This is a genomic window from Arcanobacterium pluranimalium (assembly GCF_016907845.1).
Taxonomy (GTDB): Bacteria; Actinomycetota; Actinomycetes; order Actinomycetales; family Actinomycetaceae; genus Arcanobacterium_A; species Arcanobacterium_A pluranimalium.
The window spans coordinates 1673923-1687623 of the sequence record NZ_JAFBCS010000001.1; the positions used below are offsets into that span (position 1 = coordinate 1673923).

General features: G+C 51.3%; 12 protein-coding genes. 4 read left to right on the top strand and 8 right to left on the bottom strand.

Annotation, left to right across the window (positions count from 1 at the left end):
• Window positions 1-5: 5 nt before the first annotated feature.
• The 5 genes from JOD55_RS07250 to mraZ all read right to left on the bottom strand — a co-directional run bounded on the left by JOD55_RS07250 (window position 6) and on the right by mraZ (window position 5645).
• Window positions 6-1739, bottom strand: coding sequence for a UDP-N-acetylmuramoyl-L-alanyl-D-glutamate--2,6-diaminopimelate ligase (locus JOD55_RS07250; protein WP_239539180.1), 1734 nt, complete (start codon window positions 1737-1739; stop codon window positions 6-8).
• A complete protein-coding gene (locus tag JOD55_RS07255; protein ID WP_239538982.1) occupies window positions 1739-3631 on the bottom strand; it encodes a peptidoglycan D,D-transpeptidase FtsI family protein in 1893 nt (630 codons plus the stop codon). The genes JOD55_RS07250 and JOD55_RS07255 overlap by 1 nt, the downstream gene beginning before the upstream one ends.
• Window positions 3632-3639: 8 nt before the next feature.
• Complete coding sequence (gene ftsL, locus JOD55_RS07260) at window positions 3640-4035, bottom strand: cell division protein FtsL (RefSeq protein ID WP_204399363.1); 396 nt, start codon at window positions 4033-4035, stop codon at window positions 3640-3642.
• Window positions 4032-5069 carry a 16S rRNA (cytosine(1402)-N(4))-methyltransferase RsmH gene (gene rsmH / locus JOD55_RS07265; RefSeq protein WP_204399364.1) on the bottom strand — a complete coding sequence of 346 codons (1038 nt, stop codon included), beginning with the start codon at window positions 5067-5069 and terminating at the stop codon, window positions 4032-4034. Before rsmH ends, ftsL begins: the two co-directional genes overlap by 4 nt.
• A gap of 144 nt (window positions 5070-5213) precedes the next feature.
• Window positions 5214-5645 (bottom strand): division/cell wall cluster transcriptional repressor MraZ, encoded by a 432-nt coding sequence (gene mraZ, locus JOD55_RS07270; RefSeq protein ID WP_204399745.1) that lies wholly within the window; start codon window positions 5643-5645, stop codon window positions 5214-5216.
• A 67-nt stretch (window positions 5646-5712) separates the two neighbouring features.
• Here mraZ and JOD55_RS07275 point away from each other — a divergent pair, with 67 nt between their 5' ends.
• Complete coding sequence (locus JOD55_RS07275) at window positions 5713-5955, top strand: hypothetical protein (protein ID WP_204399365.1); 243 nt, start codon at window positions 5713-5715, stop codon at window positions 5953-5955.
• A gap of 3 nt (window positions 5956-5958) precedes the next feature.
• On the opposite strand, the gene JOD55_RS07280 is transcribed toward JOD55_RS07275, so the two are convergent.
• Together JOD55_RS07280 and dinB are read right to left on the bottom strand one after the other, a co-directional pair.
• Window positions 5959-6357 (bottom strand): DUF3040 domain-containing protein, encoded by a 399-nt coding sequence (locus JOD55_RS07280; RefSeq protein ID WP_204399366.1) that lies wholly within the window; start codon window positions 6355-6357, stop codon window positions 5959-5961.
• Between the two features lie 90 nt (window positions 6358-6447).
• A complete protein-coding gene (dinB, locus tag JOD55_RS07285) occupies window positions 6448-7695 on the bottom strand; it encodes a DNA polymerase IV (protein WP_204399367.1) in 1248 nt (415 codons plus the stop codon).
• A 101-nt stretch (window positions 7696-7796) separates the two neighbouring features.
• On the opposite strand from dinB, the gene JOD55_RS07290 reads away from it, so the two are divergent.
• Window positions 7797-8675, top strand: coding sequence for a spermidine synthase (locus JOD55_RS07290; protein ID WP_239538984.1), 879 nt, complete (start codon window positions 7797-7799; stop codon window positions 8673-8675).
• Window positions 8676-8855: 180 nt separating this feature from the next.
• Here JOD55_RS07290 and JOD55_RS07295 read toward each other — a convergent pair whose 3' ends face one another.
• Window positions 8856-9878: a PAC2 family protein gene (locus tag JOD55_RS07295; RefSeq protein ID WP_204399368.1), complete on the bottom strand. Its 1023-nt coding sequence runs from the start codon at window positions 9876-9878 to the stop codon at window positions 8856-8858.
• A 204-nt stretch (window positions 9879-10082) separates the two neighbouring features.
• On the opposite strand from JOD55_RS07295, the gene JOD55_RS07300 reads away from it, so the two are divergent.
• Both JOD55_RS07300 and serA read left to right on the top strand, forming a co-directional pair.
• Complete coding sequence (locus tag JOD55_RS07300; RefSeq protein WP_204399369.1) at window positions 10083-12347, top strand: HelD family protein; 2265 nt, start codon at window positions 10083-10085, stop codon at window positions 12345-12347.
• Between the two features lie 119 nt (window positions 12348-12466).
• Window positions 12467-13675, top strand: coding sequence for a phosphoglycerate dehydrogenase (gene serA / locus JOD55_RS07305; RefSeq protein WP_204399370.1), 1209 nt, complete (start codon window positions 12467-12469; stop codon window positions 13673-13675).
• The last annotated feature ends 26 nt before the right edge of the window (window positions 13676-13701 follow it).

Below are 13701 nucleotides of genomic sequence, written 5' to 3' on the forward strand. Positions count from 1 at the left end.
GTCTATCAGCGTTCCTTAACTGAATTCTTCTCCCGAGCTTCGAGCGCCTGCCGGGCAACTACCCGATCGTCAAGCTCGATCATCACACCGTCGCAATCTTGCCACAATTCGTGCCCACGACCAGCGATGAAAATGGTATCAGCGCTTTGCGCCCGGGCGATCACGCTAGCAATTGCCTGTGAGCGGTCAGCGATTTCTTCGAAATCAGCGCCTGGTTTAATCCCAGCGATAATTTCCTCACGAATCTGAGCTGGATCCTCTGAATGTGGATCGTCATCGGTGATCACCGTAAAATCTGCCAGCGCAGAGACGATCTCACCCATAAGCGGGCGCTTCGCTCTGTCGCGGTCTCCCGCAGAACCCGTGAGAACCACCAACTTTCCCGCAGTAGTAGGGCGAAGAGTGCTGATCGCTTTGGCTAATGCATCTGGATTATGTGCAAAATCTACGATGACGCGCGGCTGGCTCGAAATAAGTTCCATCCGTCCTGGAACTCTCGGGAACAGCCCACCTTGTTCATACAGGACCTGCGAAATCTGCGCACAACTAATTCCCGAGTGGACGAGCATCGCGATTGCCAAGGCGGCGTTATACACATTGAACTCTCCGGGCATACCCAAATGAACAGAGATTTTCTCCCCTTGCGGTGAGTACAGATCGAAATATGAACCGTCCGCGTTCAAGGAGATATCCTCCACGTGCCAGCCAATTCTGCCATCAAGATCTGACTTCACAGCCAGCGCAACGCAGGACTCGGCTCGCTGACTTTGAGTTTCTTCATAGAGCCTGCGGCCAAATTCATCGTCTGTCGAGATCACGCAAAAACGCGAGTTCTGAGGTTCAAACAGTTCTTTTTTCGCTGCGTAATAATCCTCGAACGTCTTGTGAAAATCAAGATGGTCTTGGGTGAGGTTTGTAAATCCAGCGACGTCAAAACAAATTGGCTTTGTGCGTTTTTGGGCGAGCGCGTGAGACGACACTTCCATAACCAAAGAGTCCATACCGCGTTCGCGCATATTCGCAAGCATCGATTGTAATTCGACTGCCTGCGGAGTCGTCATCGAAGCGGGAATCTCTTGGTCGCCTACTTTCACGACGACGGTGCCTACCAGTCCCACCGTATGCCCAAGTGCCGAGAGCAGAGAGTCGAGAATATAACTGGTGGTCGTCTTGCCATTCGTGCCCGTAATTCCATAAGAAACAGTGGCACTACTGGGGTTTCCAAACACGTGGGCAGCCAAAAGACCTTGTATATCAACGATATTCGCCACCACCAGCACCGGGATCGTCACTGTGCCATGACTGTTGATGAGCTCCCAACCTGCGCGATCGGTAATTACGGCTACAGCCCCTACCGCCTGGGCATCAGTAGCAAATTTTGCTCCATGTACGCGCTCTCCTGGCACAGCGAGAAAGACGTCGCCACAGATAATGTCTTTACTGCCTATAGCTAGGCCGTGCACATCAATCTGGGCAAATTCCGAGTCTGCCAGTAGTTCTTGTTTGTGGGTGACGCGCTGGGCATTTGCTGCTTGCTGCGATTGTGGCGCACGCGCTGCTTGCTGCGTGCGCTGTGCATGTGGCGATTGCTGCGTTTGTGGCGCATGCGCCTCACTTATCACACGCTCTATTCCGAGCGGGCGAGCTTGAACATAAATTTCTTCAAGCATCTGCTGTTCGAGAAGAAAATCAACGATGCCAGCAAGAGTTTCTTGTGGACTTTCTACGGGTCGTATCATCACTTCCCCATTTCGGATTCGTACCACGGATACTTGTACAAAGGCACGCTTGAAGGTGGAACTTTCATCTGTCGCATCGCAAATTCTCCAATATCGGCAAACACAGGAGCAGCGATAACACCACCAAATCCCGGCTCATGCCCAGTGTAAATCACCACAGCCACCGCAATCTTCGGGTTTTCAGCCGGAATTAGACCGGTAAATGTGCCCACGAGAGCTGTAGTCTTGCCAGCTGAGTTGATAACTTGCGCGGTACCGGTCTTACCAGCAACATTGTAGCCAGCAACCGCTGCAAGCTGACCCGTTGAACCCTTTTGAGTCACGCCCTGCATCATTTTCAAGATGGTGTCCGACGTCTGCTCTGAGATCACTCGCTGCGGTTCTTTAACTACCGTTGGCTGGTATTTTCCGTTCTCGTCGAATGTTCCATCCACAATATGGATCGGATTCTTCACACCTTTACTTCCCACAATCGACGCAATCTGCACCAACTGCACAGGAGTCACCGCATAAGCCTGGCCAAACATCGTAGTAAAACGCGATCGACGATCCCATTTGGTGTAGTCATCGAGCAAACCAGGCTCTTCAGCGGGCAATTCGATGCCAGTTTTGGCACCAATGCCAAATGCCTTCATATAATCAAAACGCTTTTTATCATCAAGGAGCTGGCCGATTTGCACCAAACCAGTGTTATAAGACAGCGCGATGATTCCCGCGGCCGTCATGCGTGCGGTGGCGTGATTTTCGACGTCGTTAATAACCTCGCCTGTCGATGTCTTGTACTGCGAGGGAACGGAGAACACGCTGAGTGGAGAAATCTTTCCTTCGTTGATCGCCGCTGAATACGTGATGATTTTTCCCGTTGAACCAGGCTCAACAATACTGCTCACTGCGCGTGATCCCCAGTTTTTCGGATCGGTTTCGTTGAGCTTACCTGGGTTTGGGCTGGCACTGTCTGCCAAGGCGAGCACGCGTCCCGTACCGATTTCCACGACGACGGCGCTACCCCACTTTGCTCCAAAGCGCGATACCGACTTGTCTACCGCGTCTTGGGCAACTTTTTGCAGGTCTCTGTTGATCGTCAGCTTAACGTCGCGCCCATCTTTGGCCGGTGTATCGACGATCTCTCCTTGCGGGAAGATCGTGCCATCGGGCCCAACTTCCACTGTGAGCTGTCCATCGGTACCTTTAAGAACGTCATTGAGCGACTGTTCAACTCCCGCCCGGCCTTGCGGATGCGGATCTTGTTCAGTTTGCCCCACGTACCCGAGTATTGAGCCCGCGACCGTTCCATTTGGATAAACTCGCTGCATATACCGCTCTGGAAATATTCCGTGAATATTCAGTTCGCTGATCTTGCGCCACTGATCAGGCGTGAGTCCAGATTTGACGAGTCCCCAATGGGATTTTTTCTCGCCACCTAGCAATCGCCCACCCAGCGAAGCTTGATCTTCGTTAATCACAGGTGCCAGCTCAGCTGCCGCAGCTGTGGCTCCAGTGCCAATGAGGTCACCGTCGTCGTTATAACGCTTGTAATTAGCAATCGCGACTTGATCGACTCGCACGTTGTAGCGAGGAACCGACGTGGCGAGCACGTCGCCATTGGAGTCGAGGATATCTCCACGCAGCGCTTCCTGGGTGTACGACCGGGTACGGAATTCGCGAGCCAACGAAGAAAGCTTATCTGCCTGAATTACCTGCAAAAACACCAAACGCCCAGAAAGTAAAACTGCCATCGCCAAAATGATGGCCATAATGGCACGCAAGCGTCGATTCGTGGTGACGCGGGCATAGCGCACCGAATCGATCTCAGGCACAGTACCGTGGTTTTCCCGCTGAGATTTTACGCCGGAGTGTGAGAGGCGTGAACGAAGATTCTCACGTTCCGTCATACCAATCCCTACTTTTTATTGTTGCCTGCGATCGCTCCCGAAGCTACGTCTATATGGCGCCATTCCGTGGCCGGCACCATTCCTAACTTCGTCGCGTTCTCACGCAATCGGTCAGGAGTGGAAAGCCCAACAACGTCCCCTTGCAGGGTGTCCATACGCGCTTCTACTTTACTTAGTTCAACTTTAATCGTCTTTAGTTCGTATGCACCTTGAACCATGCGCGTGTTGAGGTAAAAAGCGAGCGTGATTGAAGCAACAAAGATTAGTAAGCAGGTGATTACTGTGGTGAACAATCCGCGCGCTGGGGCTGGACTGGGGACGACTTTAAGCCCAGGAGCAGCAATTACTGGACGTGAGTGTGGTGATACAGCCCGGCGTGATACCGCGTAGTTAGCAGCGCTCATAAGGTGTCCCCTCGATAGTGTTCGGAATTAAAAAGGTGGTCTGGTGTAGATCGCAAGCGTTCCACTGCACGCAATCGGACAGAAGCGGCTCGCGAGTTGCGTGCCAGTTCGTCGTCGTCGGCTTTCATCGCCCCACGCACAATCGCTTTGAGAAATGGCTTGTGGTCTTCGAGTTCCATCGGCAACCCAGCGGGAGTTGTGGCTTGTAGACCTTGTTTGAAGGCATCTTTGACGATGCGATCTTCGAGCGATTGATAGGATTCAACCACGAGCCGACCACCGATTCGAAGCGACTCAATGGCACGTGGCACTGCCTGTTCAAGCACTGAGAGTTCCGCATTTACAGCGATACGAATTGCCTGGAAAGTACGCTTCGCCGGATTTCCGCCCGTTCGCTTTGCTGCCGCTGGTAGCGAGTCACGCACGATATCAACCAGTTCCGTCGTGGTCTCTAAAGCTTTAATTTCCCGACGACGAACGATTTCCTTCGCGATCTTTGGCGCAAATTTTTCTTCGCCATAGACGCGCAAAATGCGGGTCAATTCGGCTGTATCGGCAGTGTTGAGCAGGTCTTTCGCCGAAGTTCCTTGCGTTGGGTTCATCCGCATATCAAGGGGCGCTTCATGCGCATAAGAAAAACCACGTTCAACCGCATCAAGTTGAAGTGAGGAAACTCCAAGATCCATCAAAATCGCATCGACTTTGCCATCATGGCCGTACTTCGCAGCAACGCGGTCGACGTCGTCGTACGTTGTATGAACTGCTTGGAATCGCTCACCAAAGCGTTGTAGGCGCTGGGAGGCAAGTTCAATCGCTTGAGGGTCGCGATCTATTCCCACTACCGTCACGGACGGAAACTCAGTGAGGATCGCTTCGGTGTGACCGCCCATGCCAAGAGTGCAATCGATGACGACGCTCTGCTCGCTGTGAAGAGCAGGAGCCATGAGATCTATGCAGGTGCGCAAAAGAACCGGGAGGTGAAGCGCATTATTTTCAGCATTCAATGCGTGGGCATCTGCTGTGTGCGTATTCACACCGGCTCCTTTCTGCTACTGCGTTTCTTGAGAGATACGTGACACTGTTTAGCGATACGTGACACAACTGAGTTCATTTGGTTCCCCACCGCCGGCTTGAAGTTGGGGAATTACCTCAAGACTGCGGTAGGAAGCCACCTAAACTCAGAAGACTCCTGGGATTAGTTCATCTTCACGATCAGCAAATTCAGACTCGCTTCCCTCCAAATAGGAGTTCCACGACTCCAGATCCCAGATTTCGACGTGACTGCCCGATCCGATCACAGCTAGTTCGCGATTTAGACTGGCGTATTCACGCAGATTCACAGGAATGTTGATACGCCCCTGCTTATCTGGAATTTGATCGTTTGCACCTGAAAGAAAAACGCGCGTGTATGTGCGTGCTTCTTTCGACGTGATTGGCGCTTGCTGGAGTTTTTCCAGGTGCTGTTCAAAATTCGCCATCGGGAACACATACAAACAGTGCTCTTGACCGCGGGTAATGACTAGCCCTCCAGCAAGTTGATCACGAAATTTAGCAGGGAGAATCAGGCGTCCCTTGTCGTCCAAACGCGGTTCGTACGTTCCGAGAAACACCATCAGCCTCCCTTCTATAGGTTCACGACTCCACTTTACTCCATTTCCAACCACATTCAAGTTCATTTTGGTATTTTACGGAAATCTTTTCAAGATATATCAACGAAAATTCGGTGGAGGGATTTTTGAGGTATTGGCCTGCGATGGAGAACAAAATCCGAGTGGCTCGGCGGTGGCGGAAAAATTTTGGGGCGATTGGCGCAACTTCTGCATATATATCGAGAAGTTGCGCCAATCACCCCAAAAAATCACCCCAAAAAATATAGAGGCGACGCTAAGCATCGCCTCTATTCAAAATAAGACTATTTAATGTCTACTGTTGATCACCATTGCGCCGGCGCAACCATTCCTGCGCCTGCTTCTCCATAAAATTCATAGAATTGCGCGTTGACGATGAACCGTGGAGCGAAGTGGAGGAAATTTTTACCTGCCGTTGGGTGGTCCCATTTGTGAGGTACCACAACCCACCAAATACAATCACTACCCCAAGCACGCCCAGAGCTACGATCTCCATTGAAACACCGAGCAGTACAACGCCTAAACCGAGAACTGCAATAATCAGGCCCCCAACCAAGTTTTTTGGAGAAATCGACAGCCGCTTCACGGTACCTTCATCTGATGCCAAAGTCTGCGCGAATTTTGGATCATCCCCACTGAGTTGGTTTTCCAGCTCCTCTAGCATTCGCCGTTCATAATCAGAAAGCGCCATCATACTCTCCTAGCAGTTCGTACTCTCAATATTCCAGCCTATCGGAATGAACGCTCGAAAGGTAGTCAACACCTAAACTTCACTACCTATATGTCAGGGCTGAGATTGCGTGTTGTTGGCAGTTTTTCGTTGCACACTCCGCATCAAAGACGCAGGTAAAAGCGCCGAATCTCCATATTTCTCTTGCACAGCGTCCATCGCATTTTCAGCTTGCGCGCGCCTACCGTCGTCGTCCAAAGCGATCTGTATCCCCTCACTCGCCTGCACAAACTGCTCAGCGCGCACCCCAACGAGCCGAACTCCCGACGTCGGAAGCTCAAGTTTGCTCATCAGCATCTTCACTGTATCAAAAATCTCCGCACCCACGTCCGTAGCAGAGCCCAATTTATGCGAACGATTGAGAGTCACAAAGTCACCAGAACGCACTTTGATAGATACGGTACTTGCGAGATACCGATGACGCCGCAACCTGCGCGCAACCGCATACGACTGCCCGAGCATCACCTGCAAAATCTCTTGCGGATCATGCAAAACATCAAAAAACGTCTGCTCCTTACTAATTGACTTATCAACAGACTCGATGGAAACCGGCCGAGCATCCTCATTCATCGCCAAAGCATATAGCCGTTGTCCTGCCGCCTGCCCCAGCATCTTGACCATGCGTTCTTCTCCGAGGCGTACGACGTCGATGACGTCCTCCACGCCCCGGCTCGCCAATTTTTCGCGCGTTTTCTCGCCAACGCCCCAGAGCGCTCCGACCGGCAAGGAATGAAGAAACTCTAGTGAATGCTCGTCGGGAATCAATAACAGACCATCGGGTTTCGCATGCGCAGAAGCTATCTTCGCCAAATGTTTAGTCGAAGCAATCCCAACTGAAGCCCCCACTCCGACCTGTGCATGGATTCTCTCCCTGATGAGCTGCCCAATCTGCTTCGGCGAGCCAAAAAGTCGACGCGCCCCACGCACATCAAGAAAAGCTTCATCGACTGAAACTTGCTCCACTTGCGGGGTAATATCGCGCAAAATCTGCATGATTTCAGCAGAAACAGCGCGATAACGCTCCATATTTACCGGAAGAATAATCAACTCAGGGCATTTGCGTTTTGCCATTGCCACGGGCATTGCAGAATTAACTCCAAAGCGTCGAGCCTCGTAAGAAGCAGCAGAAATAACGCCGCGCTCAAGTCCGCCCACAGCAATCGGCTTACCGCGCAGATGCGGCTTATCAAACAGCTCGACCGAGACGAAAAATGCGTCCATATCGACATGCAGAATCGGCGTGCATGAGTCGTCATCACCCCAGTCACGCCGCAAAGACGCATTTCTTGGTGCGCGAGACATAGTCACCTCACTGTTATTTGCTCATCCGCAAGAGCTTGCTTGAACGGGTTTATATTTCTTCTCACGCTCAGTCTATCCAGAACTTCAGCTAGAATTTCTCCATGGCACAGCGCAACCAGCAAATATTTCCGCAGTCGATACAAACCGAGATGTCGAATTTGGAAGTTCGATCTCAGCCCGGCAATCCAGATTTGCTCACTTTGTGGGTCGATGGCGTTGAATCTTCGGCGATCAAATTATCTGATGCGCATTTCTTAGAATTTGAATACATGGAACACATCCGAATCGCCATAGATTCGATGTATGCCCAGTGTGCACCTCTAAAAGTTCTCCACCTTGGAGGCGGCGGATGCGCATTAGCTCGCGCACTCCACGCTGACCGACCCAAGTCTCGCCAGCTAGCGATCGAGATCGATCCACAACTAGCTGAATTCGCACGGCTTTGGTTCGATCTCCCACGCTCCCCGTCCTTGCGAATCCGCAGCCAAGACGCAAGAATCACACTCGACACGAACCAAGGACGCTGGGATGTGATCATTCGCGATGCGTTTTCCCAAGGCCAAGTTCCCGATCCGCTGCGGACTGTAGAAGCGCATCAACGAGCGCAATCCATGCTCGGAGACGACGGTCTGTACTGCTTAAATATTGCGGGAAGCAAGGGTCTTGCCCAGTTTTTCGAAGAGGTTCAAGCTGTTGCGCAAAGTTTCAAACACCTCGCCGCAATTTCTGATCCAGCGATCTTTAAAAATCGGAGATTTGGCAATATCGTGCTTTTAGCCAGCAACCGGGAGATAGACACAGACGAAATTTCCCGGCAAGTGCGTAAACTCCCGCTTCCTACCTCGGTCATCACCGAAGCAGTTTTGGATCGCGGCGCACAAAGCGCAAAAGCACTCACGGACGCGGATATTGGTTGGCTACCGTCACCACGCAGCGGCACGGCAAATAACACCAGCTCATCAGACTTAAGCGGAGAATAACTGCGCGGTCTATGAAGCCTAGCGAGCCATGAGTGAGCATGCTATACGGGAGCAGTCGATAAGCACGCGCGCAATACATAGGCGACCGGCGAGTCAACGCACGATACGCGAGCGACCACCGCGTCAACGCGCAGTACACAAGAGTGCATCAGCAAGCGCGCATGAGCAAACATTTCGCTTTTACTGCCGACCCCGACGACGCCACGCCCACCAGGATTTTCCGCTTCCTTCGTTGTCCGCATCGGAATGATCGCCAGACTTTGACTTAGACGGCGCCCGTTCACGATCGTGAGTAGGCCGCACTTTACCTCGCAAATCCTCATCTTGCATCGCAAGAAACTCTTCAGCAGCTTTCCCGATTTCCTCTGAACTGGGGATTTCTGGCAGGGCTTCATCCGTCTTTGCGAAGCCAGCTTCTACGGAAGTCGCATCATATTCAAATTCAAGCTTTTGCAAAAGTTCTTCGAACTCAGCACCTTCAACCTGGAAACTGGCGATTTCTTCTTTCTGGCGGTCTTCGAGCTGCTCAAGATCGCCAAGTGGAAGCTTTGGTCCGCCGATTGTGGCAGTCATCTTAACCGCCGCGAGCGCACCTTGCACGAAAGGATGCGGACCTCGAGCCATATAAAAAGGTACTCGCACTCGTAAATTCGTCACGCAAATATCCGCTTTACCAGCAAAATACTCGAAAAAATCGGCAAGCGCACTGAAGTGTTCGGCTCGTCCTTGCACATATTGACCATCTTGCGCAGGCTGAGTGGTGCGAATGAGCATGTCAGCTGGCCGAGTATGCGGAACTGTAGCCGGCATTGCGGCGTAAGTAAGAACCTGTTCAACGCCAAATTTCTTTACGATATCGATAATGTCTTGAGTGATCGTATTCCAACGAAAATCTGGTTCTTGCCCACACAGATAAAGAAAATTCTTACCCGCAATATCAGTGACCAAATTGAGCTGCATTTGCGGAAAAGCGAGCTCATTGAGTTTTCCGTCAAGGTAGCTCACGATTGGCCGCTGTGCGCGATAGTCATAGAGCAAATCTGAATCAAAAGTTGCAATATTAACTGCGTCTAAATCCGAAATCGTTGCATCAATAGCTTGCGAAATATCGCCTGCATCCACGAGTGGATCGATAAGGTTCATAACCAAATAAGGCACGCGAAGATCGGGGCGAGTTAGCTTGTACTCAATGAGTTCCGACATCTACTTCCTCACTTAGTTGATGGATGGCACTGGTGAACAATTGTGTTTGAGCAACACTCTCAACAGCTAGTAGTTAATTCAACTTTGCCATATTCAACGCACACTATCATCGTCTGGTTGCGTAGGATTGATCACCTCCAGATGGCGCTGCATATCTAAATAGTGGATAATTGTTTGGCTACATTTTTCGTGCAAGGAGTATTCATGGCAGCCGAATCGAACTCTGCGAACTCAAAGAGTTCAGAAGATAACGCACTCGCACGCGCGATTGCGCAAGAACAGCGATTCGCTAACCTCGCATACGCCGCCCTCGACGAGCAGCGCGATTATTACACGCAGCAATTAAAAAAAGTTCGCTCTCAAGGTGGAACTGGCACTCCCAGCGCACGCAGTGAACGCGACTCTTTCGCAGCTCATTACGAAGAAAACCTCACCAGGTTGCGCAATGTTGAAAACAGACTAGTTCTAGGCAGGCTCGATTCTAAATCTCAAAAAGTGACCCATATTGGCCGGCTCACTTTGCGCGACGAAAATCAACACATCTTGCTCACCGATTGGCGCGCCCCTCAATCTGAACCGTTTTACCAGGCAACCGCAGCAGAACCGGGCGACGTCGTGCGCCGTCGTCATATTCAATTGCGTTTACGAGAAGTGACGAATGTTGAAGATGAGCTCCTCATTGCCGATTCACAGCAAGACTCGGAGCTCAACCTCACCGGCGAAGGCGCCCTTTTCGCAGCAATGAGCAAGGCACGCGATGGAAAAATGGGCGATATTGTAGCGACGATTCAAGCTGAGCAGGACGAAATCATTCGATCCCCCGCAAAAGGCGTGCTCGTCGTACAAGGTGGCCCCGGCACGGGAAAGACGGCGGTGGCTCTGCATCGCGCCGCATATCTGCTGTACACCCACCGCGAGCAGTTCAGCCATTCGGGCGTGCTGATCGTTGGACCTTCTCACTCTTTTTTGAGATACATCGATCAAGTTCTTCCCTCGCTGGGAGAATCCGACGTCGTGTCAACAACTCTCGATGATCTCCTCCCCTTTGTTCATGCCACGATTGAAGAAAGTGAAGAAGCTGCCCACCTAAAAGGAAGACTCATCTGGTCCGAGATCGTCAAACGGGCAGTGCGCCAGATTTTACAACGGCCGCTTTCGCAACCGAAAGTGTTCGTCGTCTCGGGCAAAAAGCTTCATCTCACTCCAAAAGACGTGCACAATGCTCAACAAAAAGCTCACCGCAGTGGCAAACCGCATAACGAGGCCCGAGAGACTTACGCAAAATACCTCGTCAATGTGCTTGCTGAGCAACTAGCTGCGGCGCAGCACACCACTTTGACGGACAGCGATTGGCTCATCGCTGATGTGGCTTCGGATCCTGATGTGCGCCGCGAAATCAACTTGCACTGGCTACCAGCTTCCCCGCAGTGGATTTTTGAGCATATATTGAAGTGGCCACAGCTGCTTGAAGAAATCGCACCTGAGCTCACGCCTTCCGAACGCGCACTTTTGCACCGTGCGCCAGGATCGGGATTCACTAGAGCCGATATTGCAATATTGGACGAATTTGCCGAGCATCTTGGCGAATTCTTAACTGACGAACAACGCAAGCAACAAGCGGATGTTGCAGCGCAAAATCAGATGCTCTCCCAGTATGTAGAACAAACGATGTCCACCCTCAATCTCGGTTCAGGAATCGTCAATGCCGGGCACATGACTGAGCGATGGAGTCACTCAGATTCGGCAGATACGCTAGCAGATCGGGCAGCTCATGATCGTTCGTGGACGTACGGCCATATCGTCGTCGATGAAGCTCAGGAGTTATCGCCGATGCAGTGGCGAATGCTGGCGCGGCGCAACCCGAGCCGGTCGATGACTATTGTTGGCGATCTTGATCAACGTCCATCAGGTGCGCCAGAAGGCGGATGGCCTGCCGCTTTAGGGAAACTCGCCGAGAATCACCGCGTCGCGATGCTCACTATCAGTTATCGAACGCCGGCAACTATTCTCGGCCACGCCACGCGCGCCATGGATGAAGCCGGTTATCCAGTACGGACGATTCGCGCTGCTCGCGATCTTCCCAATGCTTATACGTCGTTTTCCCTTCCCGACGACGATCTGCCGGGTTTCCTTGTAGACACAGTCATGGAGCAGTCGAAAATACTTGACGATAAGTATGGCAATGGCCTGGGAACTATCGCTGTGATCACCTCACTTTCCCAACGCCAATCGATTGCCGAGATTTTACTTAACTCAGAGGAAATTCCAGCCAATACAATCGATACCGAAGGCACTGGATTGGCGCGTCGCGTGCAGATTGTGGACGCGAGAATGGCGAAAGGTCTTGAGTACGACGTCGTTATTCTCGTTGCGCCAGACGAAATTTTGGCCGATGGACCAGGCGATTTATACGTTGCCATGACGCGTGCAACAGCCGCACTGGTCTCAATTCAACCGCAGCGTTCGTAATTGGATTGTTATTGACTAGTTCGTTCTCCATTTAATTTTTGACGGAACGTTTGGCTCAAAATCATTTCGCATCATGGTACTTGCTTGAAAAATAAGTAGATTCGCCACACAGTAGAGATGTGACTAAGATACTGCTGCTTGAGAACCCTCACACTTCTGCCGACGAGATTTTTCATAAACGCGGTTACGAAATTCGTAGAATTTCCGGCGCGCTCGACGAAGATGAACTTATTGCTGCTCTAGACTGCGTTGACGTGCTCGGACTGCGTTCAAAAACTTTCGTTACTCAACGAGTAATCGAGTCTGCGCCATCGCTGACTGCAATCGGAGCATTTTGCATCGGCACCAACCAAATAGATCTTCATGCAGCAAGTGAACATGGCATTGCCGTATTCAACGCTCCATATTCGAATACTCGATCAGTAGTCGAGATGGTTATCGGCGAACTCATTGCCTTAACTCGGCAGATTCCGCAGCGCAATGACGCACTTCATCGAGGAATATGGGAAAAATCTGCCGATGGCTCTCACGAAGTTCGCGGTAAAACACTCGGAATTATTGGCTATGGGTCAATTGGATCTCAGCTTTCTGTGGTTGCCGAAGCAATAGGAATGAACGTCGTCTTTTACGATATTGCTGAAAAACTTGCGCTCGGAAATGCACAGCGCACTCCCACGCTCGATGCCCTCTTAGCTCAGTCGGACGTGGTGAGCCTGCATATCGACGGGCGCGCATCAAATACGAATTTCTTCTCGCGCGCAATGTTCGACAAAATGAAGCGAGGTTCCGTATTCATCAATCTTTCCCGCGGTCATATCGTCGATCTTGAAGCTCTACGTGAAAAGCTTATCGACGGCACGATCGCAGGCGCTGGTATCGACGTCTTCCCAGAAGAACCAAATGCCAATGGTGACCATTTTGAGTCCTGCTTGGCAGAGTTCCCCAATGTGATTCTCACTCCGCATATTGGCGGATCGACGCTTGAAGCGCAGGAATCGATCGGACAGTTCGTATCGACGAAACTTGTGAATTACCTGCATAAAGGCGAAACAGACATGTCTGTGAATCTACCTAATCTGGCTTCTTCGCCTGCTGAGGATGCTCTTTACAGGGTAGCTTGGGTACATCGCAATACACCGGGCGCATTGGCACGGGTAAATCAGCTGTTCGCAAACGCAGGTGCAAATATCACTTATCAGTCCCTCGCTACTGAAGGTGAGTATGGTTACATGGTCACTGACTCAACTACCGACATTCCTGAACTAGTCTTAGAAGAGCTTCAGCAATCGCCGATGCATGTTCGTCTCCGAGTCTTGCGAAAAGGATAGCCTATTCCATAGCGAATAGAATAAAC

Bases quoted from the DNA above. Each gene is read 5' to 3' on its own strand.
- JOD55_RS07250 (WP_239539180.1), bottom strand. From the start codon at position 1,739: ATGATACGACCCGTAGAAAGTCCACAAGAAACTCTTGCTGGCATCGTT.
- JOD55_RS07255 (WP_239538982.1), bottom strand. From the start codon at position 3,631: ATGACGGAACGTGAGAATCTTCGTTCACGCCTCTCACACTCCGGCGTA.
- ftsL (WP_204399363.1), bottom strand. From the start codon at position 4,035: ATGAGCGCTGCTAACTACGCGGTATCACGCCGGGCTGTATCACCACAC.
- JOD55_RS07280 (WP_204399366.1), bottom strand. From the start codon at position 6,357: ATGATGGCGCTTTCTGATTATGAACGGCGAATGCTAGAGGAGCTGGAA.
- dinB (WP_204399367.1), bottom strand. From the start codon at position 7,695: ATGTCTCGCGCACCAAGAAATGCGTCTTTGCGGCGTGACTGGGGTGAT.
- JOD55_RS07290 (WP_239538984.1), top strand. From the start codon at position 7,797: ATGGCACAGCGCAACCAGCAAATATTTCCGCAGTCGATACAAACCGAG.
- JOD55_RS07295 (WP_204399368.1), bottom strand. From the start codon at position 9,878: ATGTCGGAACTCATTGAGTACAAGCTAACTCGCCCCGATCTTCGCGTG.
- JOD55_RS07300 (WP_204399369.1), top strand. From the start codon at position 10,083: ATGGCAGCCGAATCGAACTCTGCGAACTCAAAGAGTTCAGAAGATAAC.